22 protein-coding genes and 1 pseudogene are annotated in these 23,968 nt (G+C 65.0%); 4 read left to right on the forward strand and 19 right to left on the reverse strand.

Annotated features, from left to right (window positions below):
• Positions 1 to 209: 209 nt before the first annotated feature.
• The 3 genes from WDX12_RS32240 to WDX12_RS32250 all read right to left on the reverse strand — a co-directional run bounded on the left by WDX12_RS32240 (position 210) and on the right by WDX12_RS32250 (position 1,988).
• Entirely contained in the window at positions 210 to 851 is a 642-nt protein-coding gene (locus WDX12_RS32240; RefSeq protein WP_434723335.1) for a DapH/DapD/GlmU-related protein, read from the reverse strand.
• 61 nt (positions 852 to 912) lie between these two features.
• Complete coding sequence (locus tag WDX12_RS32245; RefSeq protein ID WP_278160609.1) at positions 913 to 1,341, reverse strand: CreA family protein; 429 nt, start codon at positions 1,339 to 1,341, stop codon at positions 913 to 915.
• 140 nt (positions 1,342 to 1,481) lie between these two features.
• Positions 1,482 to 1,988 carry a cytochrome b gene (locus WDX12_RS32250; protein ID WP_434723336.1) on the reverse strand — a complete coding sequence of 169 codons (507 nt, stop codon included), beginning with the start codon at positions 1,986 to 1,988 and terminating at the stop codon, positions 1,482 to 1,484.
• A 197-nt stretch (positions 1,989 to 2,185) separates the two neighbouring features.
• Between WDX12_RS32250 and WDX12_RS32255 the strand changes: the two genes are divergently transcribed.
• The 3 genes from WDX12_RS32255 (at position 2,186) to WDX12_RS32265 (ending at position 5,647) form a co-directional block, all read left to right on the forward strand.
• Positions 2,186 to 2,770 (forward strand): SCO family protein, encoded by a 585-nt coding sequence (locus tag WDX12_RS32255; RefSeq protein ID WP_434723337.1) that lies wholly within the window; start codon positions 2,186 to 2,188, stop codon positions 2,768 to 2,770.
• A gap of 58 nt (positions 2,771 to 2,828) precedes the next feature.
• Complete coding sequence (locus tag WDX12_RS32260; RefSeq protein ID WP_434723338.1) at positions 2,829 to 3,701, forward strand: 50S ribosomal protein L11 methyltransferase; 873 nt, start codon at positions 2,829 to 2,831, stop codon at positions 3,699 to 3,701.
• Between the two features lie 101 nt (positions 3,702 to 3,802).
• The gene (locus WDX12_RS32265; RefSeq protein ID WP_434723339.1) at positions 3,803 to 5,647 is read left to right on the forward strand and encodes an aminopeptidase P family protein; all 1,845 of its coding nucleotides are present in this window, start codon (positions 3,803 to 3,805) and stop codon (positions 5,645 to 5,647) included.
• Between the two features lie 96 nt (positions 5,648 to 5,743).
• Here the strand turns inward: WDX12_RS32265 and WDX12_RS32270 are convergent, their stop codons facing one another.
• From WDX12_RS32270 to WDX12_RS32320, 11 genes and pseudogenes are all read right to left on the reverse strand, one after another.
• Positions 5,744 to 6,040, reverse strand: a complete 297-nt coding sequence (locus tag WDX12_RS32270; RefSeq protein ID WP_434723340.1) for an AzlD family protein — start codon at positions 6,038 to 6,040, stop codon at positions 5,744 to 5,746.
• Entirely contained in the window at positions 6,037 to 6,765 is a 729-nt protein-coding gene (locus tag WDX12_RS32275) for an AzlC family ABC transporter permease (protein ID WP_434723341.1), read from the reverse strand. Before WDX12_RS32275 ends, WDX12_RS32270 begins: the two co-directional genes overlap by 4 nt.
• Positions 6,766 to 6,884: 119 nt before the next feature.
• Positions 6,885 to 8,279 carry a glutamine synthetase family protein gene (locus WDX12_RS32280; RefSeq protein ID WP_434723342.1) on the reverse strand — a complete coding sequence of 465 codons (1,395 nt, stop codon included), beginning with the start codon at positions 8,277 to 8,279 and terminating at the stop codon, positions 6,885 to 6,887.
• A 29-nt stretch (positions 8,280 to 8,308) separates the two neighbouring features.
• Positions 8,309 to 9,406: a branched-chain amino acid ABC transporter permease gene (locus WDX12_RS32285; protein WP_434723343.1), complete on the reverse strand. Its 1,098-nt coding sequence runs from the start codon at positions 9,404 to 9,406 to the stop codon at positions 8,309 to 8,311.
• 17 nt (positions 9,407 to 9,423) lie between these two features.
• Positions 9,424 to 10,323, reverse strand: coding sequence for a branched-chain amino acid ABC transporter permease (locus tag WDX12_RS32290; RefSeq protein WP_320295131.1), 900 nt, complete (start codon positions 10,321 to 10,323; stop codon positions 9,424 to 9,426).
• Between the two features lie 6 nt (positions 10,324 to 10,329).
• Positions 10,330 to 11,034: an ABC transporter ATP-binding protein gene (locus tag WDX12_RS32295; RefSeq protein WP_320295130.1), complete on the reverse strand. Its 705-nt coding sequence runs from the start codon at positions 11,032 to 11,034 to the stop codon at positions 10,330 to 10,332.
• Between the two features lie 15 nt (positions 11,035 to 11,049).
• Complete coding sequence (locus WDX12_RS32300; RefSeq protein WP_434723344.1) at positions 11,050 to 12,204, reverse strand: ABC transporter substrate-binding protein; 1,155 nt, start codon at positions 12,202 to 12,204, stop codon at positions 11,050 to 11,052.
• Between the two features lie 42 nt (positions 12,205 to 12,246).
• Positions 12,247 to 12,912: pseudogene (locus tag WDX12_RS32305) on the reverse strand (ABC transporter ATP-binding protein); the annotation flags it as partial.
• A 198-nt stretch (positions 12,913 to 13,110) separates the two neighbouring features.
• The gene (locus tag WDX12_RS32310) at positions 13,111 to 13,695 is read right to left on the reverse strand and encodes a helix-turn-helix domain-containing protein (RefSeq protein WP_434723345.1); all 585 of its coding nucleotides are present in this window, start codon (positions 13,693 to 13,695) and stop codon (positions 13,111 to 13,113) included.
• 71 nt (positions 13,696 to 13,766) lie between these two features.
• Complete coding sequence (locus WDX12_RS32315) at positions 13,767 to 14,606, reverse strand: N-formylglutamate amidohydrolase (RefSeq protein WP_434723346.1); 840 nt, start codon at positions 14,604 to 14,606, stop codon at positions 13,767 to 13,769.
• Positions 14,584 to 15,993 (reverse strand): aldehyde dehydrogenase family protein, encoded by a 1,410-nt coding sequence (locus tag WDX12_RS32320; RefSeq protein ID WP_434723347.1) that lies wholly within the window; start codon positions 15,991 to 15,993, stop codon positions 14,584 to 14,586. The genes WDX12_RS32315 and WDX12_RS32320 overlap by 23 nt, the downstream gene beginning before the upstream one ends.
• 171 nt (positions 15,994 to 16,164) lie before the next feature.
• Here WDX12_RS32320 and WDX12_RS32325 point away from each other — a divergent pair, with 171 nt between their 5' ends.
• On the forward strand, positions 16,165 to 16,923 hold the full coding sequence (locus WDX12_RS32325; RefSeq protein WP_320295124.1) for an SDR family NAD(P)-dependent oxidoreductase: 759 nt from the start codon (positions 16,165 to 16,167) through the stop codon (positions 16,921 to 16,923).
• Between the two features lie 131 nt (positions 16,924 to 17,054).
• Here WDX12_RS32325 and WDX12_RS32330 read toward each other — a convergent pair whose 3' ends face one another.
• From WDX12_RS32330 to lpxC, 5 genes are all read right to left on the reverse strand, one after another.
• Entirely contained in the window at positions 17,055 to 17,747 is a 693-nt protein-coding gene (locus WDX12_RS32330) for a DUF2461 domain-containing protein (RefSeq protein ID WP_434723348.1), read from the reverse strand.
• A complete protein-coding gene (gene ligA, locus WDX12_RS32335) occupies positions 17,747 to 19,954 on the reverse strand; it encodes an NAD-dependent DNA ligase LigA (protein ID WP_434723349.1) in 2,208 nt (735 codons plus the stop codon). The genes WDX12_RS32330 and ligA overlap by 1 nt, the downstream gene beginning before the upstream one ends.
• A gap of 202 nt (positions 19,955 to 20,156) precedes the next feature.
• Positions 20,157 to 21,830 (reverse strand): DNA repair protein RecN, encoded by a 1,674-nt coding sequence (recN, locus tag WDX12_RS32340; RefSeq protein ID WP_434723350.1) that lies wholly within the window; start codon positions 21,828 to 21,830, stop codon positions 20,157 to 20,159.
• Between the two features lie 8 nt (positions 21,831 to 21,838).
• Complete coding sequence (locus WDX12_RS32345) at positions 21,839 to 22,708, reverse strand: outer membrane protein assembly factor BamD (RefSeq protein ID WP_320295120.1); 870 nt, start codon at positions 22,706 to 22,708, stop codon at positions 21,839 to 21,841.
• A gap of 201 nt (positions 22,709 to 22,909) precedes the next feature.
• On the reverse strand, positions 22,910 to 23,857 hold the full coding sequence (gene lpxC, locus WDX12_RS32350; RefSeq protein WP_320295119.1) for a UDP-3-O-acyl-N-acetylglucosamine deacetylase: 948 nt from the start codon (positions 23,855 to 23,857) through the stop codon (positions 22,910 to 22,912).
• Positions 23,858 to 23,968 lie beyond the last annotated feature (111 nt).

Consider the following 23,968-nt stretch of genomic DNA (forward strand, 5'->3'; position numbering starts at 1 on the left):
AGCGCAGGCGTGTGAAGAAACACCTTATCCGTTGCTTGCCATAGTGCGGTTGCAGGCCGAAAGCCTGTTCCTTCCGCTTCACGGCGGTTTACCTCCAGCCCCTTCCGCTGCGCCACCCCCGCATGGCGGAAGGGGCAATTCCCCGAGAGCAAGGCAATATCTCGACAGCGCCGTCATGCGTTTGGACGGCGTTCTGCCGGTGGTTCGCCTCAAAAGCTGTTTTCTTCCCAACGATCGAGGAAGGCCTCGATCGGCATGGCCTGCATGTCGGGGATTGCGCTTGCCAGTTTCTCGGGCGTCCAGTCCCACCAGGCGAGCGCCTCGATGCGCGCCGCGACGGTGGCGGAGAACCGCCGGCGCAGTGGCTTGGCCGGAACGCCGGCGACGATCATGTAAGGCGCAACGTCATGCGTCACCACGGCATTGGCGCCGATGACGGCGCCGTTGCCGATCGCGACGCCCGGCATGATGACCGCGCCGTGGCCGATCCAGACATCATGGCCGATGCTGACCGATTTTGCCTGCCGCCGCGCGCGGAATTCGGTGTCCACGCCCAGCCAGCGGAAATACTCGTTTGGCCGGTAGCTGACCTTGTGCTGCGTCAGCCGCTCGATCGGATGCTCGAGCGCGTTGATGCGGCTGTTGGCGGCAATCGAGCAGAACTTGCCGATCGTTGTGTAGATCGCCTCGCAATGGCGTTCGAAATAGGAAAAGTCGCCGACGCTCACTTCGCGCAGGATCACCCGCTCGCCGATCGAGGCATAGCGGCCGAGCTTGCACGCCTTCAGCTCCGCGGTCGGATGGATGCGCGGCTCGGGGTCCTTGAGGACGAGGTTTTCAGGGCGGTCCATGACGCGGCTTTACGCCGGCCGGGACAGTCCCGCAAGCGCGGCGGCCTGGCCTGTCGGAAAGCTATTGCGGCTTGCCCTTGGTCCACACCACGTTCTGGCCGTAGAGCGGCACGGTCGTGACCGACATCTTCGCCGAGCCGTTCTGCACCTGGCGCGAATGCGACAGATAGATCAACGTCTCGTTCTTCTTGTCGTAGATGCGGTTCACCACCTGCTTCTTCCAGATCAGGCTGAGGCCCTGCTTGAACACCTCCTCGCCGCCCTCGCTCATGTCGATGTCGCCGATGGTGATCGGCCCGGTCTGGCGGCAGGAGATCGAGGAATCGGAAGGATCCTCGAACCAGTTGCCCTTGTGCAGCCGGTCGATGATGCTGCGGTCGAAATAGGCGACGTGGCAGGTGACGCCGTCGACCTTCGGGTCCTTGATGGCGTCGATCATGATGTCGTTGCCGACCCAGTCGACACCAACCTTACCCACTTCGTCAGCCATGGCCGCGCCGGCGCTCAGGGCAAGACAGGCTGCGAACAAGCCGATCAGTTTTCGCAAGGAAGCCTCCTCGGTTCACGTTTGCCGGTGTCAGGTGGGACAGCACAATGACTTTTGCAAGCCGCCCGGCGTCGCTGAAGAGGCTATGCCTGCCGGAAGGCCAGCATCTGCCGCAACACATTCGACTTCAGCACAAAGTGCTGGACGAGCGCGCCGGCGATGTGCAGCAGAACCACATAGAGGAGGATGTTCTTGCCTAAGACATGCACCAGGCCCGCGCCGGGCACCTGCATGAACCATGCCGCCGCGCCGGAAAGCGGCACGATGAAGATGAGTGCGTAGATCGCCAGATGCGTCAGCCTGGCGAGCAATTGCAGCGCCGGATGTTCCATGCCCGACACCGGCGGGACGCCGCGTGTTGTCCGCAGCCACAGCCGCCAGGCGGCGAGCACCAGCACCGCGAGGCCGAGCACGACATGCATATAGGCCAGCGGCCAATCGCCGGCGGCGGCCTCCTGCCCGCGGCGCAGCGCGCGCCACACATGCTGCATGCCGTCATGGGCGACGAACTGGACCAGGATGAGCGCCGCGATGCTCCAATGCAGCCAGACCTGGGTCTTCGAATAGGACGATACTGGCGCGCCGGCCATCGGGGAGCTCCACCACGAAAGTCTCACGGAAGATAGTTGTGAGCCGAGACCGGTCAAATTAAGGATCGGTAATGGTTAGGCACGGGATCGGCCTGTCCGTCCGATTGCGGCAACGCGACATCTTTGCGTGCCCGGCGCCGACCCGCTAAGACTGTCGCCGAAACTTGGCTTCTAGCCAACGCAATGGGCATTCACTGATGATGCGTTCAATCCTGGTCGGCATTCTCGTCCTGATGGCGGCGGGCATCGGCTGGCTGACATTCGACTGGTACCGGGGCCATTATGGCGGCGAGCCCTTCGGCGCCCCCTTTATGCTTGTCGACCAGAAAGGCGCGCCGATCACCGAGGCGGCCTTCAGGGGCCACCCGAGCGTCGTGTTCTTCGGCTTCACCCATTGCCCGGAAGTCTGCCCGACGACCCTGTTCGAGCTGGCCGGCTGGCTGAAGACGATGGGCGACAGCGGCAAGAACCTCAACGCCTATTTCGTTACCGTCGATCCGGAGCGCGACACGCCGGAGACGATGAACACCTATGTCAGCAACTTCTCCGACCGCATCACCGGCATCACCGGCGATCCGGACAAGGTGCATGCCATGGCCAAGGCCTTCGGCATCTACTGGAAGAAGGTCGATACCGGCGACGGCGACTACACGATGGACCATACGGCTTCGGTGCTGCTGCTCAATGCCAAGGGCGATTTCGCCGGCACCATCGCCTATGGCGAGAGCGCCGATACCGCTGTCGCCAAGCTGAAACGGCTCGCTGCAGGTGGCCAAACATGATTCCGAAAAATGGAGACCGGTTTTCGGAAAAGATCATGTTCAAACAAGAGTCATTCTGATGGGCCAGACCAGGCTCCATCTCACCGCAGGCAAGATTGAAGCCGACCGCATCTTCGCGGCGCTCGACGCCGCTTTCGAGGATGACGGCCTGCCGATCGCCGTGCTGGAGGTCGACGAAGAGAAAGACATCCACGAAGTGTCGCTCTATGCCGATGGCGACGTCGATCCCGTCGAAGCGCGGGTCAGGGACATCCTCGCCGGTCTCGGCCTACCGAAGCCCGTCGAGCGCGAGGTCCTTCCCGACGTGGACTGGGTGACCCGCTCGCTGGAAGGCTTGAAGCCGGTGCGCGCCGGCCGCTTCCTTGTCCACGGCTCGCATGACCGGGCCAAGCGTCACAGCGGCGACCTCGCCATCGAGATCGAGGCAGGCCTTGCCTTCGGCACCGGCCATCACGGCACCACCGCCGGCTGCCTCGAAGTGCTGGAGCAGGTGGTGCTGCGCGAGCGGCCGCGCAACGCGCTCGACCTCGGAACGGGAAGCGCGGTGCTTGCGATCGCGCTTGCCAAGCTCGCGCATATCCCGGTGCTGGCGACCGACATCGATCCGGTCGCCGTCCGCGTCGCCGCCGCCAACGCCCGCCTCAACCATGTCAAGGCGCTGGTCGAGACGGTGACCGCGCCGGGCTTCCATCACCCGATCTTCGCCAGGCGCGCGCCTTTCGACCTCATCGTCGCCAACATCCTGGCCCGGCCGCTGATGCGGCTCGCGCCTCAGATGGCCAACCACATCAGGCTCGGCGGTTCGCTGGTGCTTTCCGGCATTCTCGACCGGCAGCGCGACGCGGTGATCTCGGCCTATGTAGGCCAGAGCTTCCGCCACGTCCGCACGCTGCATCGCGAAGGCTGGGTGACCATCCACCTCAAGCGCTGAGGCCGACTTTTATCCAGCCGATCTGGCCCTGCCGAAATCGATTCCGGTTTTCGAGATCATGCGCTACGGTCGCCGCAAGCCACTCGAGGGAGGTGCCAGAAATGTTCCAGACCTTTGATTCCGCTGGCGATCCGGCTGTCGGCAAGCCGCGCGTGGCGTTGCTGCGGCAGTGGCTGGCCGAGAACGGCCTGGATGGCTTCATCGTTCCCCGCGCGGACGAGCATCAGGGTGAATATGTCGCCGACCGCTCGGCGCGGCTGAAATGGCTGACCGGCTTTTCCGGTTCGGCCGGCGTCGCCATCGTCCTGCGCGACCGTGCCTTCATCTTCGTCGACGGACGCTATACGCTGCAGGTGCGCAACGAGGTCGACCTTTCGATCTTCACCGTCGAAAGCCTGATCGACAATCCTCCGGCCAGCTGGATCAAGGACAATCTCGGCAAGGGCGCGAGGCTCGGCTTCGACCCCTGGCTGCATACGATCGGCGAGATCAAGGCGCTGAGGGCATCGGCCGAGCAATGCGGCGCGACCTTGGTGCCGCTCGACAGGAACCCGATCGATATCATCTGGAAAGACCAGCCCGAGCCGCCACGGGCCCCGGTGGAGCTGCAAGAGCTCAATTTTGCCGGTGAGCTTGCCAAGGACAAGCTTGTGCGGCTGGCAAGCGCCATCCAGAAGGACGGCGCCACCCATGCGGTGCTGACCGATCCCTCTTCTATCGCCTGGAGCTTCAACATCCGTGGCGGCGATGTCCCGCACACGCCGCTGGCGCTGGGTTTTGCCATCCTCGCCGCCGACGGCAAGCATCAGCTGTTCATGGACCAGCGCAAATTTCCGCGCCAGGTCGCTGCCTATCTCACCCAGCTTGCCGACCTGCATGATCCGGGCGAGTTCGAAGCCGCGATCATTGAGCTCGCCAAGGGCGGCGCGAAAATCGCGCTCGATCCTGTGCTGGCGGCGGACAAGCTGAGGATGCTGGTGGAGGACAATGGCGGCGCCGTCGTGCTGGCCGCCGACCCGGCCCGTATCCCTCGCGCGACCAAGAACCAGGCCGAGATCGCCGGCAGCCGCGCCGCGCATCGCCGTGATGGCGCAGCGATCGCCAAGCTGCTGTGCTGGCTCGACCGCCAAGAGCCGGGCTCGCTGGACGAAATCGCCGTCGTCACCAAGCTGGAGGAAGTGCGCCGCCAGACCGGCGAGGAAACGCAGATGCCGCTGCGCGACGTCTCCTTCGACACGATCTCCGGCGCCGGCCCGAACGGCGCCATCATGCATTACCGCGTCTCGCGCGCCACCAGCCGCAAGCTGCAGAGCGGCGAGCTGTTCCTGCTCGATTCCGGCGGTCAGTATCAGGACGGCACCACCGATATCACCCGCACCGTGCCGATCGGCCAGCCGAGCGAGGAGATGCGCGAGCGTTTTACTTTGGTGCTGAAAGGCATGATCGGCATCTCGACGCTGCGCTTCCCCGCCGGCACCCGCGGCTCGGAGATCGACGCCGTCGCCCGCATGGCGCTGTGGAAACATGGCTGCGACTTCGCTCATGGCACCGGCCACGGTGTCGGCTCCTACCTTGCCGTGCATGAAGGGCCGCAGCGCATCGCCCGCACCGGCGCTGAAAAGCTGCTGGCCGGCATGATGCTGTCCAACGAGCCCGGCTACTACAAGGAAGGCGCCTACGGCATCCGCATCGAGAACCTCATCCTGGTCACGCCCGCCGAGCAGATCGACGGCGGCGACATCGCCATGCACGGCTTCGAGACGCTGACGCTGGCGCCGATCGACAAGCGGCTGATCCGCAGCGACCTGCTGCACCGGGATGAGTTGCAGTGGCTCGACCGCTATCACGCCTGGGTGCTGGCCGAGATCGGCCCGATGGTCGACGGCGAAACGCTGGCCTGGCTGGAAAAAGCCACCGCGCCGCTGCCCCACGACGCGAAGATTTGAGATGAGCTTCTTTCTCCCCGTTCTACGGGGAAGAAATGCCTGGCAGGGCAATGAGGGGCAGCGCCTACGATCCGAACGATCGCGCCGGCAGAGTTCCTACCCGACGAACTGGCGCGCCAGGATCAGCACCGCTGCGCCAGCCAAAAACATCGCCATCAGGCCGCCGCGCAGCGATACCAGCACAGTGACGATCAGCGCTGCCCATTCGGCCGGTCCCGCATGCAAGAGCTCCGGCGCGACAAGTGTCGTCAGCACGGCGGCCGGCACGGCGTTCAAACCCGCCTCGACGCGTGGATGGATGGTGTCGAAGCGCGAGATGACGAGATGGCCGCCGACGCGCGTGAGATAGGTGGCGACGGCGCCGGCAAGGATGATCCAGAAGGTCGTGCTCATGGCCGCTTGCCCACGCCGCTGTGATGCGGCGGCAGGACCACCGCCAGGAGAACGCCGGCGACCGCGCCGATCGAGACATGCCAGGGCGAGCCGACGGCCCGATAGGCGATGATCGAGGCGACGGCGCTGGCGGCAACGACGGGCGCCCAGAGCGGCCGCTTGCGGAAGCCGAGCACCAGGCCGAGGAAATAGATCGGCAGCAGGAAATCGATGCCGAGCGCATGGGTGTCCGGGATCATTTTGCCGAACACGGCACCCAGACCGCTTTCGATCGTCCAGAACACATAGACCGGCAGGCCGAGCCCCAGATACCAGACGAAGCCGACCGGACGGCCCGACTCGGCCCTCGCCTCGGCGATGGCGAATTGCGGGTCGGTCAGGATGAAATAGCCGAGCGCCTGCTGCAAAACGGGCCAATGCGCGATGCGTCGGCCGATGCCGGCCGAATAAAGCACATGGCGGAAATTCACCGCGAAGATCGACAGCACGATCAGCCATGGCGCGACGTGCTGGCCGAACAGCTCGATGCCGACCATCTGGCTGGCGCCGCCATAGATCATGGCGCTCATCAGGAAAGCTTCGAGCACCGAGAAACCATTGTCGACGGCGATCGCGCCGAACAGGATCGCGAATGGCGCCGAGGCGACGACCACCGGCATCGACAATCGCACGCCGTCCCAGAAATCGCCGCCTGCCGTGCTCTCAGAGATTGCTTCCGTCGCCATGCGCCGCTCCTTGAGCGGCCTCATTTAGGGAGCGTCGCCTTCAATGTCACACCAATTCGCTTGACCCAGCGATCAGCGGAACTGATCGCCGGGTTGTGAAGCGCCGAAGCTTTGTCGGCTCAACTGACGAAATAGCGCTGCCATTCGAAGTCGGTGATGTGCGAGGCCTGCCAGGCATCGAACGCCGCCTGCTCGGCGCGGCGGCTCTCGGCGTAATTGTCGCGGAACGCCTCGCCGAAAGCTTCGGCGCAGAAATCGGATGCGGCGAAAGCTTCGATGGATGCGTTCAGCGTGCGCGGCAGCTTCGGCTTGTCGAGATTGGCGAGGTTGGATGTCACCGGCGCCTCGAGCGGCAGGTTCTTCTCGATGCCTTCGCAGCCGGCCGCCAGGATCGCGGCGATCGACAGATAGGGATTGACGTCGGCGCCCGGCGCCCGGTGCTCGAACCGGCAGGCGGCGTCGTTCGGCGTGGTGATGGCGCGGATCGGCGCCGTGCGGTTCTCGAAACCCCAGGCGACGTCTTCCGGCGACCACGCGCCGCGATCGAAGCGGCGGTAGGAATTGACCGTCGGCCGGAAGAAGATATGCGTCTCTTGCATGCGGTTGAGCACGCCAGCGAGGAATTTTTCGGCAACCGGCGTCAAGCGGTTCGGTCCGGCCGCGAAGGCCGGCTTGCCGTCCCGCCACAGGCTGACATGATGGTGCGCGCCGCAGGCGCTTTCCTTGCCCGGCGGCTGGAAGCGCGTCATGAAGGTGGCGACCAGCCCGCGCTCGGCGCACAGCTCGCGCAGATGCAGCTTGGCCCGCATCGCCGCGTCTGCGGCGGCAAGCGCGCTCTTCGGCGTCAGCGCGTACTCATACATGCCATAGCCATATTCGGTGACGAGCGAGGCGACGCCGATATCGATGCTCTTCATGCGCGTGATGAACTCGGCGGCGAAGTCCTGGTATTCGCCACTGCGCACCAGGTCGTAGTTGATCAGCGAGTGGCCCCACGGCTTGAGCTCGCGATAGCGGCCGGCGCGCATCTGATCATGGTCGGCGTGGAAAATGCCGAACTCGTATTCGAGCGCGAATTTCGGCTCGTAGCCGAGCGCCCTGGCACGCTCCTCAACTCGGGCGAGGACGTTGCGCGGATCGTACGGGCAGACCGCGCCGTCGAGCATGTAGGAGCGCGTGATGGCGGAAGCGAATTTAGGCTTCCAGCCATGCTGCACCACAGTGTCGGGATCGATGATGCCCTTGATGTTGGGAAAGCCGTTCTCCTCATTAGCACTCGGCGAGGCGAAGGCGACGTCGCCCATCGGCTGGCCGTCGCCATGCGTGACGCAATAGAGGATGGCGTTGATCGATTCGCCATGGGTGGAAAGCTTCAGCGGCGCGATCTTGGAGCGCACCACGCCCGACGTGTCGACCGTATGCACCTCGACGAACTCGACGCCGCGCGATGCAAGCTCGGCCTGCAGCGCTTCAAGCTTCGGCGCATACGCCGCCACCCTGTCCTCAAATTCCACGTTCAACCCTCCACCAGGAAATGACTGAGCTATTTGGCGTTGCGCCGCAACAGAAGCGACAGGAGCTCATCGAGCTCATGCCGGCCGCTGATGCCGCTTGGCCGGAACGCCATGCAAAGCACGATGACCACGCCGAGCGCCACGCCCGACAGGCCGAGCAGCTGCGGCAATTGGATGCCGGCGATCGTCACGCCGGATTCGATGCTGCGGATGAATTCCAGCCCGATCGAAAGCACGATGACGCCGGTCACCGCCCCCGTCACCGTTGCCATGCCGCCGAGGATCAGCATCGCCAGCGTGTTGAAGATCATCTGGAAATAGAACAGCTTCGGGCTGATCGTGCCGGCGAAATAGGCGTAGAGCACGCCGGCGAGCCCGCAGATCAGCGCCGACAGCACCCACGACATCAGCCGCAGCTTCTTGGCGTCGATGCCGAGTGCTGCCGCCGCCTGCGGGCTCTGCGCGCTGGCGCGCAACTGCAGGCCCCAGCGGCTGTCCTTGAACAGCCGCGCCGCCACGATCGCCACCACCGCGAAGACCAGCATCCACGGCAGGCCGACCACTTTGGGAATGCCGAAGAAAGCCTGGTTGCCCTTGAACAGATCCGTCCAGTTGAGGAACACCGAGTGGACGATGATCAGCAGCGCCAGGCTGACGATGGTCGCAGCCACCCCCGACAGCCGGCTGATCACCTTGCCGCTGACCAGTGCCACGACGCCGACGACTAAGAGTGCGATGAACGCCGACGAAACCGGATCGAGCTCCAGCGTCGCAAAGCCGAAGGGCGCGTTCGGGATCGACAGCTTCTTCATGGCGAGCGGCGTCGACAGGATGGCGACGCCATAGGCGCCGAGCCCGACAAAGGCGCTGTGGCCGAGATTGGCGATGTTGGAATTGCCCATGAACACTTGCAGCCCGACCACTGCGATCAGGTTCACGAAGGCGCCGAGCGCCAGGAAGGTGTAGTAGGTCGGCGCGAAATTCAGCACCAGGAGCCCGATCACCAGCACCGGCAGCGCCGTCACCAGCCCGCCGATCAACGAACGGACCAGCGCGTTGCCGGATCGCGTTGCGCCAGTTGGAGCCGCCATCTGATCGACCGCTTGCGAGAGTTCGGAGCCTGCCACGTCAGATCTCCCCCACTTCAGATCTCCTTGTCGCCGAGCTCGATGCGCTGGCCGAGCAGGCCCTCCGGCCGGTAGACGAGCAGCGCGACGATGATGGCGTAAGTAAGCGCGTCCCTGAAGCCCGCATATTCCTGCGGCAGCGCGACGAGCAGGCCGACTTCGATGAAGCCGAGCAGCATGCCGCCGACAGCCGCGCCCGGCAGCGAGCCGAAGCCGCCGATGACGCAGGCGACGAAGGCCTTCAGCACCAGGCCGAAGCCAAGGTCCGGCGAGACGCTGCCGCGCCGCGCCAGGATGAAGACGGCGGCAATGCCCGCCAGCGCGCCTGAAATCGCGAAGGCCGTGGCAATGACGCGGTTCGCCTTGATCCCCATCAGCCGCACCGTTGCGAAGTCGCGCGAGGCGGCGCGGATGGCGAGGCCGAGCGTCGAGCGGTTGAGGAAGAGCACCAGCGCAAGGATGGTCAGGCCCGAGACGATCAGTTCCATCACCTGCAGCGAGGAGACGGCGAAGGGGCCGAAGAACCACATCTGGTTCAACCCGTTGAGGATCGAAACCGACTGCGGCTTGGGCGAGATCAGAAGCATGAAAAGGTTCTGCACCACGATCGACACGCCGAAGGCGGTGAGCAGCCCGGTCGTGGTCGGCGCGTAGCGCACCGGCCGGAAGGCGACGCGCTCGAACACGACCGCCGCCAGCGCCGCCATGACGACGGCAAGCAGCACCGCGACGAAGGGCGAAGTCAGCCCGAGTGCGGCTGCCAGGAACACGCTGTAGGCCGAGACGCCGATGATCTCGCCATGGGCGAAATTGACCAGCCCCATGATCGAGAAGACGACGGCGAGCCCGAGCGCCACCAGCGAATATTCCGCGCCGAAGGCGAGCGCGTTGAGAAGCTGCTGCAGAGCGTAGTCCATCGCCGCCTACCCGCCGAGATAGAGGTTGAACAGGCCGTGCTCGTCGGCGAGCTTGGCCGGCGGTCCGTCATAGCGCAGCGTTCCCGAGCTCACGACATAGACGCGGTCGGCGAAGCGCAGCGCCTGCTTGGCGTTCTGCTCGACCACCAGCAGCGTCAGCCCTTGCGCCTTGAGCTCGCCGATGAAATCGAAGATGCGCGCCACGATCTTCGGGGCCAGTCCAAGCGACGGCTCGTCGAGCAGCAACAGCTTCGGCCGCGACATCAATGAGCGGGCGATCGCCAGCATCTGCTGCTCGCCACCCGAAAGCGTGCCGGCCGCCTGGCCGTAGCGTTCGGACAGAACCGGAAACAGCGCCAGGAACCGCTCGATGTCCTGGCGCACACCGGCGGGGTCGCGCCTTGTCGCGGCCCCCAGCCGCAGGTTCTCGCCGACGCTCAGGTTGGAGAAGATGTGCCGGCCTTCAGGCGTCGAGGTCAGCCCGGCTCGGATGCGATCCTCGGTGCGGACATGCGAGATGTCCTTGCCGTCAAGGACTATGCGCCCCGAAGCGGGCGTTACCAGGCCGGTCAGCGCATTGATGGTCGAGCTCTTGCCGGCGCCGTTGGGCCCGAGCAGGGCGACAAGCTCGCCCTGCCCGACCTCGAGCGACAGCTCGCGCACCGCCGTGACGGCGCCATAGCGCACGACAAGCTTCTCGACCTTCAACACGTGCTCCGGCCCGCCCTAGTTCAGCGCCGGAACGAAGGTCGGCGGCGTGTCGGTAATCAGCACCCGCTTGCCGTCGGCAAAGCCCATCACCGGCACGGCCTTCACCGGATAGCCCTTCTTCTCGGCAAAGGAGATCGTCGGCGCCGTGGTGCCCGGATAGCCGCCCGGCGCGCGGATCGCCTCGCGCAAGGCTGCGGGGTCGACGGTGCCGGCTTTCTCGGCCGCTTCGTAGCTTATCTGCACCATGTCGGCGCCGAGCGCGTCGAAGATGCCGTTGATCTTGTAGCCGTCGGCCTTGCACTGGGCGAGGAACTTGTCGATCGGGCCGTCGACGCCGGTCGCGCCGTGCGTCGCGAACATCACCTTTTCCAGCGACTTCGGATCGCCGACCGTGCCTTCCAGCGACTTGTCGTCGAAGGCGTCGCAGCCGGCCACCCAGCCGTCATAGCCGTTGGCGCGCAGCTGGCGGATCAGGATGCCGACATCGGGCAGCACGGCGCAGATATGGATCGCATCCGGCTTCTGCGGCAACGCCTTGATCGAGGCGATCTGCGGCGACCAGTCGGTGGTGCCGTAGGAATAGTTGAACTTGCCGACCACCTTGCCGCCGAGATGCTCGAACACCTCGCCGAACCACTCCGGTAGCTTTTCCGAATAGGAACCGGCATCGGGCGACACCATCAGCGCCACGGTGCGCGCGCCCTTGCCGTAGAGCGCGTCGGCGGTGGCAGCCGCGTTGATCGGGTCGGGCACCGCGCCGGCGATGAAGTTGTCGAGACCTGCCTGCTGCATTTCGAGCTGCGTGTTCGGCGCCGAGAACACGGTGGCGCCGTAAGGCTGCGCGGTCTGTGCCATCGGGATCAGCGCGTCCGGGAACGGCACGCCGGTGATGATCTGCGCGCCGGCATCGAGGAATTTCTGGCCGAGCGAGACCGAAAGCTGCGGGTCGGAGCGGTTGTCCTCGATCATCAGCTCGACCTTGGGATCGTTCGCGCCCGCCGCCTTGTTCAGCCTGTCGGCCATGCAGCGCGCGCCCTCGGCTTCGCTGTAGGGCGCGTAGGCGCCGGTCATGGCGACGGCAAGCCCGATCTTCAGGTCGGCCGCACCCGCATGCCCTGCCTGCAGCAGGCCGGCGGTCAGCACCGCGGCTCCCAGCAAAATCTTTTCCATTCTACCCCTCCTTCCTCTCATTGCGGTTGTTCTTCCGGGCCCTCAAGCAGTCTCCGACTGCCCGACATAGACCTCGATGACGCGCGGATCACGCCACACCTCTTCCGTCTCGCCCGAAGCGATCACCTGGCCCTGATCCATCACGCAAAGCCGGTCGCAGAGCCGGTTGATGAAGCGCAGGTCGTGATCGATGACGATGGTAGCGCAGCCGACGTCGCGGCGGATACCTTCGATCGCGATCGCCAGCGTCTCCGACTCGGCCTCGTTGAGGCCGGCCGCCGGTTCGTCGAGCAACAAGAGCGACGGCCCCAGCGCCAGCGCGCGGGCGATCTCGAGCCGGCGCTGGCTGCCATAGGGCAGCGTGCCGGCCGGGCTGTCGGCGAATCCCGCCAGCTCATATTGCTGCAGCAGCTGGTCGACGCCGATCCGAGCGGCGGCGGCGGGGCGCACGGCGCGGCAGGTGATGTGCGCGACCTCGACGTTCTGGCGCACGGTCAAATCCTTGAACAGCCTGATGGTCTGGAAGGTGCGGCCGACCCCAGCCCGTGCGCAATGCTCCGGACCGCGCCCGGTGATCTCTTCGCCAGCCAGGCGAACGCTGCCGCTGTCCGGCTTGAGCACGCCCGAAATGGCGTTGACGAGCGTCGACTTGCCGGCGCCGTTCGGGCCGATAAGGCCGAGGATCTCGCCGGCCTCGCAAGTCAGCGAAGCGTTGCGCAGGGCCTGCACGCCGCCGAATGTCTTGCTGACTGCCTCAACCGACAGCATCGGTCATCTCTCCCATTGCCGGCCGCTGGCTGTTCTCCTGTCGGCCGTCGAAAGGGATGCTAGTCCTCCGACTTTTCCAGAACAAGTATTTTTTTCCATTTTAGAAAAATTCTTGAACGGAGGGCTTGGGACCGTCGGTCAGGCGCCTGTTCCCGGCGGCAGCCCGTCGCGCGGCACGGTGTTCGACATCAGCATGATGACGGGTTCGTCGCCGAGCGCGACATAGGCGTGCTGCATCTCGCCGTCGAACAGGATGCTGTCGCCGGGCTGCAGCACGGTCGGGTCGTAATGAAGCGTGTGCAGTTGCAGGCTGCCGCTCAGCACATGGATGAACTCTTCACCCGAATGGCTGCGCCAGCCGCCATTTTCCTCGAAGGTTCTGGCGCGCAGCGTGACGCGCCAGAAAATATTGGTCTTGTCGCGGAAATCGCTGCACAAGACCTCGAATTCCATGGCGTTGCCTTCATGCAGGATGCCACTGCCGGCGCGCGTGATCGAGCGGCGCGCCTGCGGCCCGGGCTTCGGGCTGAACAGGAACGAGGCCACCGGCACGTGCAGCACGCCGGCGATCATCAGCGCGATGTCGACGGTCAGCCTGGCCTTGCCGTTCTCCAGCTTCGACAGCTGCGAAACGGAAAGGCCGGAGCGCTCGCTGAGATCGCGCAAGGTGATGTTCTGCTGCTTGCGCGCGTCGCGGATCTTGCTGCCCACATTGCCTTGCATCGTCCACGCCCTTGGCTGTCGTGTTTCCAATTCGACAAGCTCTAGCGTTCCGCTATTTGAGCGTCCAGCCTTTAGACGGCTACGGCTGATTGCGGCCATAGGGACATCGCGACGGTGGCAAAGGCATTTTCGAGAAGGCGGCTGATGCGTTCGAAAGTTTCCGGATCAGCAAGCAGGTCGTTGCGCACCTCGAGGTAAAGGCAGGGCCGGGCCTGCTGCAGCCCATGCCGGTTCAGCGTGTAGCCGACGGCCTGGCGCCAGTCGTAGGGTTCGTTGTCGCCGATGCTGAAGCCTGCTTCCACGCCCTGTACGCCGAGGGTTTTCAGCACCGAGGTGACGAAGGGCGACTGTTCCCGCCACAGCACGCCGATATCGACATTGCGTTTCACGCCGCCCATCACCGGCGTGAAGGAATGCACCGAGATCAGCGCCCGCCGGCCGGCGGCGGCTTCGATGATCGCCCGTTCGACCGGCGCCCAGGCGACAAGCTTGCGCAGCCTCGCATCCACGGCATCGACCGCCACATTGTCCGGCACCGGGATGCCGCCGAGGTCCGGCCGCATGAAATCCCACTCATCCGCGGGGCGGTTGTAGTCGAGGAACAGCCGCGAATAGCGCGCGATCACGGCCGGCGCCCGCAGTGTTCGCGAAAGCCGCCGCGTCAGCGCATCGACGCCGATGTCGACCGCGAAATGCGTACCGAGATAGGGCTCCGCCAGGCCAAGGTCGCGCCAGGGCGCCGGTACGACATTGCCGGCATGCTCGGCGATCAAAAGATACGGGCTGGCCGCATCCGGCAGCAGCCGTTCCACGCCGGCCGCGGCAAGCGCCGAGACCGCCGCATCGCCAAGCTTTTCAAGGTCCCGCACGGTCGGATGCCGCTGGCGGTCAAGCGATGACGGAGCGGACATGATAGGCTTTCGCCGCCGTCGCCTCGATCAGGCCGGCGCGTCCGTTGGTGCGGCCGAGACCGGAATTCTTGATGCCGCCCCAGGGCAGATAGAGGTCGGCGTGGTCGCAGCGGTTGAGATAGACCGTGCCGGCCTCGACCTCGTCGAGCAAGGCCACGCCGCGCTCGACATCGCGCGTCCAGATCGAGGCGCTCAAGCCGTAGTCGCTGTCGTTCACCAATCGGATCGCTTCGTCGTCGCCGCTGACCGCCTGGACGCAGGCCACCGGACCGAACAGCTCGTCGCGCATGATCTGCATGCTGTGGTCGACGCCGGTCAGCACCTCGGGCGCGACATAGGCGGTCCCAAGCTTTGCCGCCTTGAGCGCGCCGTCCTGCGGCATCAGGCGCTTCGCCCCTGCCCGCACCGCGCTTTCGGCGAGGCCGCGAATGGTGTCGGCCGCAACCGCGCGCACCACCGGACCGACCATAGGCTTTTCGCCGATCGGATGGCCGATGCTCCACTTCGCCGTCTCGGCGACCAGCGCCTCGACGAAACGATCATGGATCGAGCGATCGACATAGATGCGCTCGACCGAGCAGCAGGACTGGCCGGCATTGGAATAGCTGCCCTCGGCAATCAACGGCACCGCCGCTTCGAGATCCGCGTCGGAGCGCACATAGGTCGGATCCTTGCCGCCGAGCTCGAGATGCACCTGGGTGAAGGTACCTGCGGCGGCCGCATGCACGCGTCTGCCGCCATTGACCGAACCGATGAAATTGACGGCGTTGAAGACGCCGGAGGCAATCAGCCGCTCGGCATCCGGATGGTCGAGATGCAGGCTCTGGAAGACGCCCTCGGGACCGCCGGCGGCGCGAAAAGCTTCTTCGGCAAGCTCCGCGATCAACGGCGTCTGCGGCGAGTGCTTGAAGATCACCACATTGCCGGCCGCCAGCGGCGACGTGACCAGATAGCCGAGCATGGCGGTCGGATAATTCCAGGCGCAGATCGACAGATGCAGGCCGCCGGCCACCGGCCTGGCGTAGCGGCGGATGTTTTCATCCGACGGGAACGGCATGTCGGCCAGCGTCTCGGGCGCGGCACCTGCAAGCAATTCGCCGATCAGCGCCAGGCGCGGCGTCTCGTCGGCCTGCCATAGTGGCCTGCCGATCTGCCATGCCACCGCGTCGGCCAGCGGGGCTGCGCGCGCCTTCATCTCCTCGCCGAAGCGCAAAAGGATGGCCAGCCGCTCGGCCAGCGGCGTTCGCCGCCAGCCCGGCAACGCCGCGCGGGCCCGGGCGACGGCCGCCTCGATCGCCGAGCCGTCCACGTAGCTGCGTGTCGCATAGATCGAGCCGTCGACAGGAGAGGTCACCGCGAAGGTGCGCGCGCCGGAATGCAGGTTCATGGTCTTGGAATCCACCTGATAGGAAAGCCGTCAATCACGGCACGATATCGCGATTTTCCATTTTGGCAAATTTTTTCGAATATGGCTTGATGGATTTTTTGCCCGCCCCTATTGTCCGGCCATCGCGTCCTGGCGCAAAACGCGTCTCTGGCGCCAACAAGAGAGGGACAGATGGTCGTCTTTGATTTCACCGGCAGGCATGCGGTCGTCACCGGAGCGGGCGGCGGCATGGGCGAAGCGATCGCGCTGGCGCTGCTCGATGCCGGCGCCTCCGTCACCGCCATCGACATCAAGCCGCGCCCGGCCTCGCTTGCCGCCTATGACGACAGGCTGACCTTTGCGCAGGGCGATTTGACCAACGCCGCTTTCGTCGAGCAAACCATCGGCGCCGCCGGCCGCGAGCGCGGCGGCATCGACTTTCTCGCCAATGTCGCCGGCGTTCTGTGGTTCGGCCGCGACAAGTCTGCGCTCGATATGGACCTCGATGTCTGGGACCAGGTCTTCAACATCAATTTGAAATCCTTCGTGCACACCGCACGCGCCGTCGTTCCTTACATGCGTTCCGGCGGCCGCGGCGGCGCCATGGTGCATTTCTCGACCATCCAGTGGTATCGCGGCGATCCGAAACCGCAGGATGCCTATCAGGCCTCGAAGGCAGGCGTCTGCGCGCTGTCCAAGTCGCTGGCCATGCAGCTTGCCGGCGACGGCATCCGCTCCAACGCCATCTGCCCTGGCATGGCGCTGACGCCGCTGCAGGCGCGCTGGGACACCGAGGAGAAGCGCGCCGCCGTGGCGAACTACACGCCGCTCGGCCGCATCGGCACGCCGCAGGATATGGCGAACGCCGCACTCTTCCTGCTGTCGGATGCCGCAAGCTACATCACCGGCATCGAACTCGCTGTCGACGGCGGCCTGCTGATGCGGATGTAAGCCTCTGGCGGCAGCGGACGGCGGCGTTAACGCATGTCTCCCGAAAGTGGGAACCGGTTTCGGGATAAAGACATGCGTAAAATCAAAAAACCTAAAGCGCATGGTGCGAATCTGAAAGATCGCGATGCGCTTTAGGCCGCCACGACCGTGCCCTGGATCGCCCTGCCCCAGTCGAGCAGCGGCTTGGCACGCAGGGTGAAATCGACAAGGTCGTCGACCAGTGCCGGCGAATGGATCGTCGCCGGATCGATGTCGTGCCGGACCACGAAATGGCGGTTGCGGACGGCCTGGGCGAGATCGTCGTCGCCGACATCCTCGAAGCCGCGCGGCGCCCGCTTCAGGCGATCTTCCGGATCGAGCGCCAAGCCTGCCTTCTTGAGCGACGAGACCATGCCGCGGAACGCAGCCGGCTTCTCCACGATCGCCTTGCGCATCGCCTGCAGCAGTTCAGGCGCCGGCTGCCACCAGGCGACGCCGGCAAAGCAGCGCTCGAGCCCGATATGCACATAGAAGACGCCTTGCGACATCTTGCTGCCGTCCGGCGAAAGGATCGCTGACAGATGCCGGTTGTAAGGCCGTTTGTCCTTTGCAAAGCGCACGTCACGGTTGATGCGGAACAGCGACCTCTTGCGGTCGCCTCGCAGCCCGAGCTTGGCCGTTTCGAAGCGCTCGCTCAGCGTCTCGACAAGATCGCAAAACGGCCCGTGCAGTTCGCTGTCGAAGAGGTCGCGGTTCTCCTGGAACCATTCGCGGCTCTGGTGGAAGTCGAGCGCCTTGAAGAAAGGAATGGCCTTCTGCCCAAAACCCTTGAACGCGCCCGCCATCAGCCAGCCCTGCCGATGCGCTGCAGCCAGGTATCCTCGTCGATCACCTCGATGCCGAGCTCGCTTGCAACTTTCAGCTTCGAGCCGGCGCCGGGGCCGGCCACCACCAGATCGGTCTTGGCCGAAACCGAGCCCGCGACCTTGGCGCCGAGCCGCTCGGCCATCGCCTTGGCTTCCGATCGGGTCATCTTTTCCAGCGAGCCGGTGAACACGACCGTCTTGCCGGAAACTTCGCTGCCGGCCGAGATCTCCATGACATAGGGCTTGGGGTGGACCTGCGCGAGCAAGGCATCCAGCACGTCGTCATTGCGCTCATTGCCGAAGAAGTCGCGCAGCGCGTTGATCACTGTGTCGCCGATGCCGTTGATCGACGGAAAGACGCTGTGCGGATCCTCCGCCTTCGCCGTCTCCTTGCCGATTCGAATCAGCTCCTCGATGGTCGAGAACTGGCGGGCAAGTACGGCCGCCGTCGTCTCGCCGATATGGCGGATGCCGAGCGCGAAGATGAAGCGGTCGAGCTCCGGCTCGCGCCGCGCGTCGATGGCCGCGAACAATTTGTCGAGACCTTCATAGTTGCGCTCCTCGACGCTGCGCACATTCTTGCGCGTCTTGCCCGAGGCTTCCTCGCGCAACCTCGCCTGCTCCTCGCGCCGCTCGGCCAGCGCCTTGGTGACGGCTGGCCTTCGATCCTTCAGCGTGAAGATATCGGCAGCCGTCTTCACCAGCCCCGCATTGAAGAAGAGGTCGATGTTTTCCGCGCCGAGGCCTTCGATATCCAGCGCGCCGCGCGACACGAAATGGCGCAGCCTTTCCACGGCCTGGGCGGCGCAGATCAGCTCGCCGGTGCAGCGCCGCCGCGAATCCTCCTTGCCCGTCTTCTCGTTGATCTCGCGCGTCGCCGGCGAGCCGCAGACCGGGCAGGTATGCGGGAATTCGTAAGGCACCGCATTGGCCGGCCGCTTGTCGATGACGACGCTGACGATCTGCGGGATGACGTCTCCTGCCCGCTGGATCACCACCGTGTCGCCGATGCGCACGTCGATGCCGTCGCGGATCGGCTGGCCGTTGCTGTCGAAGCCCTTGATGTAGTCTTCATTATGCAGCGTGACGTTCTCGACCACCACGCCGCCGACCGTGACCGGGGCAAGCCGCGCTACTGGCGCCAGCGTGCCGGTACGGCCGACCTGGATGTCGATTTTCTCGACCGTCGTCATCGCCTGCTCGGCCGGGAATTTGTGGGCGACCGCCCAGCGCGGCTCGCCGGTGACGAAACCCCAGCGGCGCTGCAGCTCGAGCTGGTCGACCTTGTAGACGACGCCGTCTATGTCGTAGCCCAGCGAGGAACGCTGCTCCTCGATCCGGTGATACTGCGCGATCAGGTCGTCGATCGACTTCGCCCGCACCATCAGCGGACTGACCTTGAAACCCCACTCGGCGAATTTCTGCACCGCTTCGAACTGCGTCGGCGCGGGGTCCGCGGTCGTGTAGCCCCAGGCATAGGCGAAGAATTTGAGGTTGCGGCTGGCGGTGACCGACGGGTCCTTCTGGCGCAGCGAGCCTGCTGCCGTGTTGCGCGGATTGACATAGTCCTGGCCGCCGACCGCCGCCGAACGCTGCTTCAGCGCCTCGAACTCGGCATAGGTCATGTAGACCTCGCCACGGATTTCGATCGTCTCCGGCCAGCCCGACCCCTTCAGCTTTTTCGGAATGTCGGCAATCGTCTTCAGATTGGCGGTGATGTCCTCGCCGACCGCGCCGTCGCCGCGCGTCGCGCCCTGCACGAACACGCCGTTCTCATAGCGCAGCGAAGCCGACAGCCCGTCGATCTTCGGCTCGGCGGTGAAGGCGATGTCGAGGTCCTTGTCGCGGTCGAAGAAGCGCCGGCCGCGTTCGATGAAATCGGCGACGTCCTGGTCCGTATAGGCCTTGGCGAGGCTGAGCATCGGCACGGCGTGGCGCACCTTGGCAAAACCTTCCGCCGGTGCGGCGCCAACCCGGAGCGACGGCGAATCCTCGCGCACCAGCCCCGGGAATTGCTCCTCAATGGCAAGATTGCGCCGCCGCAGCGCGTCATATTCGGCGTCGGTGATCGTCGGCGCGTCCTCGGCATGGTAGCGCCGATCATGTTCGGCGATCTCGGCCGCCAGCCGCTTCAGCTCATCCGCGGCTTCGCTTTCGCTCAACGAATCGACTGGCTTTTCCGACATGCGGCGCGGTCCTCAAATTGTGGCGGGCCACTATAAATCAGGATTCGCCGGCAGGGAGTCGGCTTGCGCAAAAATCATTCCTGAACAGCAACATGCAGCCATCTGCTGACTCCGCTTCCGGGGCCGGAGGATCAAGCATCGAGGATGTGTCGAGCAGGAAGCCACCATTCGCAGGTCGGCATCACGTGAATATCTACACAGCCTATGCGGCGGCCGTATTCTCGCGCAACAACCGCTCGGCCGCGGCGCGCGCCTCATCGGTAATGGTGGCGCCGGCCAGCATGCGCGCGATTTCTTCCTGGCGCGCGGCGCGGTCCATTTCGGCAATACCGGTGGCGACACGGTCCTTGCCGCCGGATTTCGAGATCAGGAAATGCGTGGCGGCGCGTGCCGCGACCTGCGGCGCATGCGTGACCGAAAGCACCTGCACCCGCTTCGACAGCCGCGCCAACCGCTGGCCGATGGCGTCGGCCACCGCGCCGCCGACGCCGGTGTCGATCTCGTCGAAGACCAGGGTCGGCGCCGAGCCGCGATCGGCGAGCGCCACCTTCAGCGCCAGCAGGAAGCGCGAGAGCTCGCCGCCCGACGCGACCTTCATCATCGGCCCCGGCCTTGTGCCCGGATTGGTCCGCACCCAGAATTCGACCTGGTCGATGCCTTCTTCCATGCGGCTTTCGGCATCGCTTCCCATCTCGACGATGAACTCGGCCCGTTCGAGCTTCAGCGCCGGCAGTTCCGCCATCACCGCCTTGCTCAGCCCCGACGCCGCCGCATGGCGCAGCGACGACAGCTGCGCCGCGGAAATGTCGTAGGCCTCGCGCCCGGCGGCGGCCTGCTTCTGCAGCGCATGCAGCCGCTCCTCGCCGGCATCGAGATCGGCAAGATCGGCCACCATCGTGTCGCGCAGTTGCGCCAGGTCGTCGACCGCGACATTGTGCTTGCGCGAGGCGGCGCGCAGCGCAAACAGACGCTCTTCGGCCTTCTCCAGACGCTGCGGATCATATTCGGTGGCGCGAAGCGCGGCTTCCACGCCGGACTGCGCCGCGTCGAGCGAGATCATCGCCTCGTCCAGCGACGTCACCACGTCGTCGAGCAGGCCGGGCGCTTCGCCCAACTTGCGCTGCAGCCGGCGCAACAGGCTGGCGAGCTGCGGCAAGGGCGAGGACGGCCCCGACAGAACATCCTGCGCGTCATGGATCTCGGCGGCGATCTTTTCGACGCGCATCATCTGCGCGCGCAATTCCGCAAGCTCCGTCTCCTCGCCCGGCTGCGGATCGAGTTTTGCGAGTTCGGCCACGGAAGCGCGCAGATAATCGGCCTCGCGCGCCGCCGCCTCGACCTTGGCGCGATGCCGGGAAAGCTCCTGCTCGCAGTTTCGCCAGTAGCGCCAGGCTTCGCCCGTGCCGCGCACGGCGCCCAGATGGCCACCGAAACTGTCCAGCAATTGGCGATGCGCGCCGGGATCGACCAGGGCGCGTTCGTCATGCTGGCCGTGAATCTCGACCAGCGCGCGGCCGACATCGCGCATCAGGGTGACGCTGGAGGGCTGGTCGTTGACGAAGACACGGGTGCGGCCGTCGGCCGTCTGCACGCGGCGCAGGATGATGTCGCCATCGTCCTCGATGTCGTTTTCGGCGAGCAGCCCGCGCGCCGGATGGTTGCGCGGCACGTCAAACACCGCGATGACCTGGCCTTGCGCGGCGCCGTGGCGCACGAGCGAGGTGTCGCCGCGCGCGCCAAGCGCTAGCGACAAAGCGTCGAGCAGGATGGATTTGCCGGCGCCGGTTTCGCCGGTCAACACCGAAAGCCCAGGCAGGAAGTCGATGTCCAGCTTCTCGATCAGGACGATATCGCGGATCGACAGTCTGGACAGCATCGCAAGCTTCAGGCGCCGGTGATCAGCTTCCCGGCCTTGGATATCCACGATCCGGCATTTTCGCGCGGCGCAAGCCCGTTGCTCTGCAGGAGCTTGTAGGAATCCTTGTACCACGAGCTGTCCGGATAGTTGTTGCCGAGCACCGCCGCCGCCGTCTGCGCTTCCGAGGTCAGGCCCATCGCATAGTAAGACTCGGTCAGGCGCGCCAGCGCCTCTTCGACATGGCGGGTGTTGGAATAGTTTTCGACGACGGTGCGGAAGCGCTTCACGGCGGCGATGTATTCGCGACGCTCGAGATAGTAGCGGCCGACCTGCATCTCCTTGCCGGCGAGTTGGTCGTTGGCGAAGCGGATCTTGTCCTTGGCGTCGCCGACATATTCGGAATTCGGCCAGCGCGTCACCAGTTCCTGCATGGTCTGGATGGTCTGGCGCGCTTCCTTCTGGTCCTGGGTGACGTCCTTGATCTGCCGGTAGTAGCTCAAGCCGATGATGTACTGCGCGTAAGCGGCATCGTCGGTCGAGGGATAAAGCGTCAGATAGCGCTTCGCGCTGCCGATGGCCTCGTCGTATTTGCCGGCGCGGTAGTCGGCGAAAGCGCCCATCACCATCGATTTGCGGGCAAATTCGGAATAGGGATGCTGGCGGTCGACAGCGTCGAACTTCTTGCTCGCCTCATCGAGGCGGCCGGCATTCATGTTGGCCAGGCCCTGGTTGTAGAGAACGTCGGCCGGTTCGGTCTGGTCGACATAGGTCGCCAGGTTGACGTCCTTCTCGGAGGACATGCAGGCCGACAGCACGAGCGCGGGAGCAACCACCGACAGCGCCAGCAAAACACCCCGACGCGGCGTTACCGATTGACCAACTCGCGAAAAAAACATGTTTGGATTCCGCCCCTTCGGCGTCGTTTCGGTCCGGGCCGCAGCCATAAACCATTATCCCCTTGCCCGGCAACGCTATGTCCGGCCAATCGCACATTTTTGTGGCAGGCCGGCGCCGCGCGCGAGGTTGTGCAATTTCAGCGATTCGTGATGCAATCGTGCAACACAGCCCGCCCTACAAAGCCAGAAAACGGTTAAAAATCAGATCACCCAGGGTGCGTAGACCGGCCGGCTGACGGCGATCATCTCGGCGACGCGGCCGCGCTCGCGGCGCCTCGTCTCGACGATCTCGAAGGCCGTATGGTCGGAAAGCAGCCGGCGCAAGGCCGAGGCATTCATCCTGTGCCCGCCGCGGTAGGAACGGAAGCAGCCGATGAAGCGCGCGCCGGCCAGCGCCAGATCGCCCATCGCATCGAGCGTCTTGTGGCGCGCGAATTCATTGGGATAGCGCAGCCCGCCGACATTGATGACACGGTTGTCGTGGCCGATGACCAGTGAGTTTTCGAGCGACGAGCCGAGCGCGTAGCCGGCCGCCCAAAGCCTCTCGACATCCTTCATGAAGCCGAAGGTCCGCGCCCGCGCGATGTCGCGACGGAAGATGTCGGGATTGATGTCGGAGGCGAATTGCTGACGGCCGATCGCCGGACTTTCGAAATCGATCTCGACCTCGAACCGCGTACCGTCATAGGGACGGAACTCCGCCCAGGACGCGCCGGCTTCCACGCGCACCGGCTTGACGACACGGATATAGCGACGCCTCACCGCCAGCGTCTCGATGCCGGCCTGCTCGAAGGTTTCGACGAAAGCCATGGCGCTGCCGTCGAGAATGGGAACTTCCGGACCGTCGATCTCGATGATGAGGTTGTCGATGCCAAGACCGAACACCGTGGCCATCAGATGCTCGACGGTGCCGATGTGCTCGCCGGCCGGATCGCCAAGCATGGTGCACAGATCGGTGGCGCCGACTTCCGCCACCAAGGCGCGGAACTCCCGCGCTTCGTCGCCATTCGAAAGATGGAAGACGATGCCGGTGTCGGCATCGGCCGGCAGGAAATGAACGGTGACGGTTTTGCCGCTATGGACGCCGATGCCAGCCAGCGTCGCACGCGATTTCACTGTCGTCTGATAGTCGTGCAAGAGTAACCCCATCGCCCAAAATGCCTGCGTCCGCTCCGTGGGCCCTGGGTATCTTGCAGCCAGTTTTATGGTCTGGCGCTCGCACGAAGGCGGCAAAATAAGCAAGAGCATGCGGCTCTGGTA

It is taken from the genome of Mesorhizobium sp. RIZ17 (genome assembly GCF_051127865.1).
GTDB classification, from domain to species: domain Bacteria; phylum Pseudomonadota; class Alphaproteobacteria; order Rhizobiales; family Rhizobiaceae; genus Mesorhizobium; species Mesorhizobium humile.

Excerpts from the sequence above, each read along its gene's own strand:
- WDX12_RS32325 (WP_320295124.1), top strand. The coding sequence starts at position 16,165 with ATGGTCGTCTTTGATTTCACCGGCAGGCATGCGGTCGTCACCGGAGCG.
- WDX12_RS32315 (WP_434723346.1), bottom strand. The coding sequence starts at position 14,606 with ATGTCCGCTCCGTCATCGCTTGACCGCCAGCGGCATCCGACCGTGCGG.
- WDX12_RS32270 (WP_434723340.1), bottom strand. The coding sequence starts at position 6,040 with ATGAGCACGACCTTCTGGATCATCCTTGCCGGCGCCGTCGCCACCTAT.
- WDX12_RS32345 (WP_320295120.1), bottom strand. The coding sequence starts at position 22,708 with ATGTTTTTTTCGCGAGTTGGTCAATCGGTAACGCCGCGTCGGGGTGTT.
- WDX12_RS32260 (WP_434723338.1), top strand. The coding sequence starts at position 2,829 with ATGGGCCAGACCAGGCTCCATCTCACCGCAGGCAAGATTGAAGCCGAC.
- WDX12_RS32290 (WP_320295131.1), bottom strand. The coding sequence starts at position 10,323 with ATGGACTACGCTCTGCAGCAGCTTCTCAACGCGCTCGCCTTCGGCGCG.
- WDX12_RS32265 (WP_434723339.1), top strand. The coding sequence starts at position 3,803 with ATGTTCCAGACCTTTGATTCCGCTGGCGATCCGGCTGTCGGCAAGCCG.
- lpxC (WP_320295119.1), bottom strand. The coding sequence starts at position 23,857 with ATGGGGTTACTCTTGCACGACTATCAGACGACAGTGAAATCGCGTGCG.
- WDX12_RS32245 (WP_278160609.1), bottom strand. The coding sequence starts at position 1,341 with ATGGCTGACGAAGTGGGTAAGGTTGGTGTCGACTGGGTCGGCAACGAC.
- WDX12_RS32250 (WP_434723336.1), bottom strand. The coding sequence starts at position 1,988 with ATGGCCGGCGCGCCAGTATCGTCCTATTCGAAGACCCAGGTCTGGCTG.
- WDX12_RS32320 (WP_434723347.1), bottom strand. The coding sequence starts at position 15,993 with ATGAACCTGCATTCCGGCGCGCGCACCTTCGCGGTGACCTCTCCTGTC.
- WDX12_RS32240 (WP_434723335.1), bottom strand. The coding sequence starts at position 851 with ATGGACCGCCCTGAAAACCTCGTCCTCAAGGACCCCGAGCCGCGCATC.
- WDX12_RS32255 (WP_434723337.1), top strand. The coding sequence starts at position 2,186 with ATGATGCGTTCAATCCTGGTCGGCATTCTCGTCCTGATGGCGGCGGGC.
- recN (WP_434723350.1), bottom strand. The coding sequence starts at position 21,830 with ATGCTGTCCAGACTGTCGATCCGCGATATCGTCCTGATCGAGAAGCTG.
- WDX12_RS32330 (WP_434723348.1), bottom strand. The coding sequence starts at position 17,747 with ATGGCGGGCGCGTTCAAGGGTTTTGGGCAGAAGGCCATTCCTTTCTTC.
- WDX12_RS32275 (WP_434723341.1), bottom strand. The coding sequence starts at position 6,765 with ATGGCGACGGAAGCAATCTCTGAGAGCACGGCAGGCGGCGATTTCTGG.
- WDX12_RS32310 (WP_434723345.1), bottom strand. The coding sequence starts at position 13,695 with ATGCAAGGCAATGTGGGCAGCAAGATCCGCGACGCGCGCAAGCAGCAG.
- ligA (WP_434723349.1), bottom strand. The coding sequence starts at position 19,954 with ATGTCGGAAAAGCCAGTCGATTCGTTGAGCGAAAGCGAAGCCGCGGAT.
- WDX12_RS32300 (WP_434723344.1), bottom strand. The coding sequence starts at position 12,204 with ATGGAAAAGATTTTGCTGGGAGCCGCGGTGCTGACCGCCGGCCTGCTG.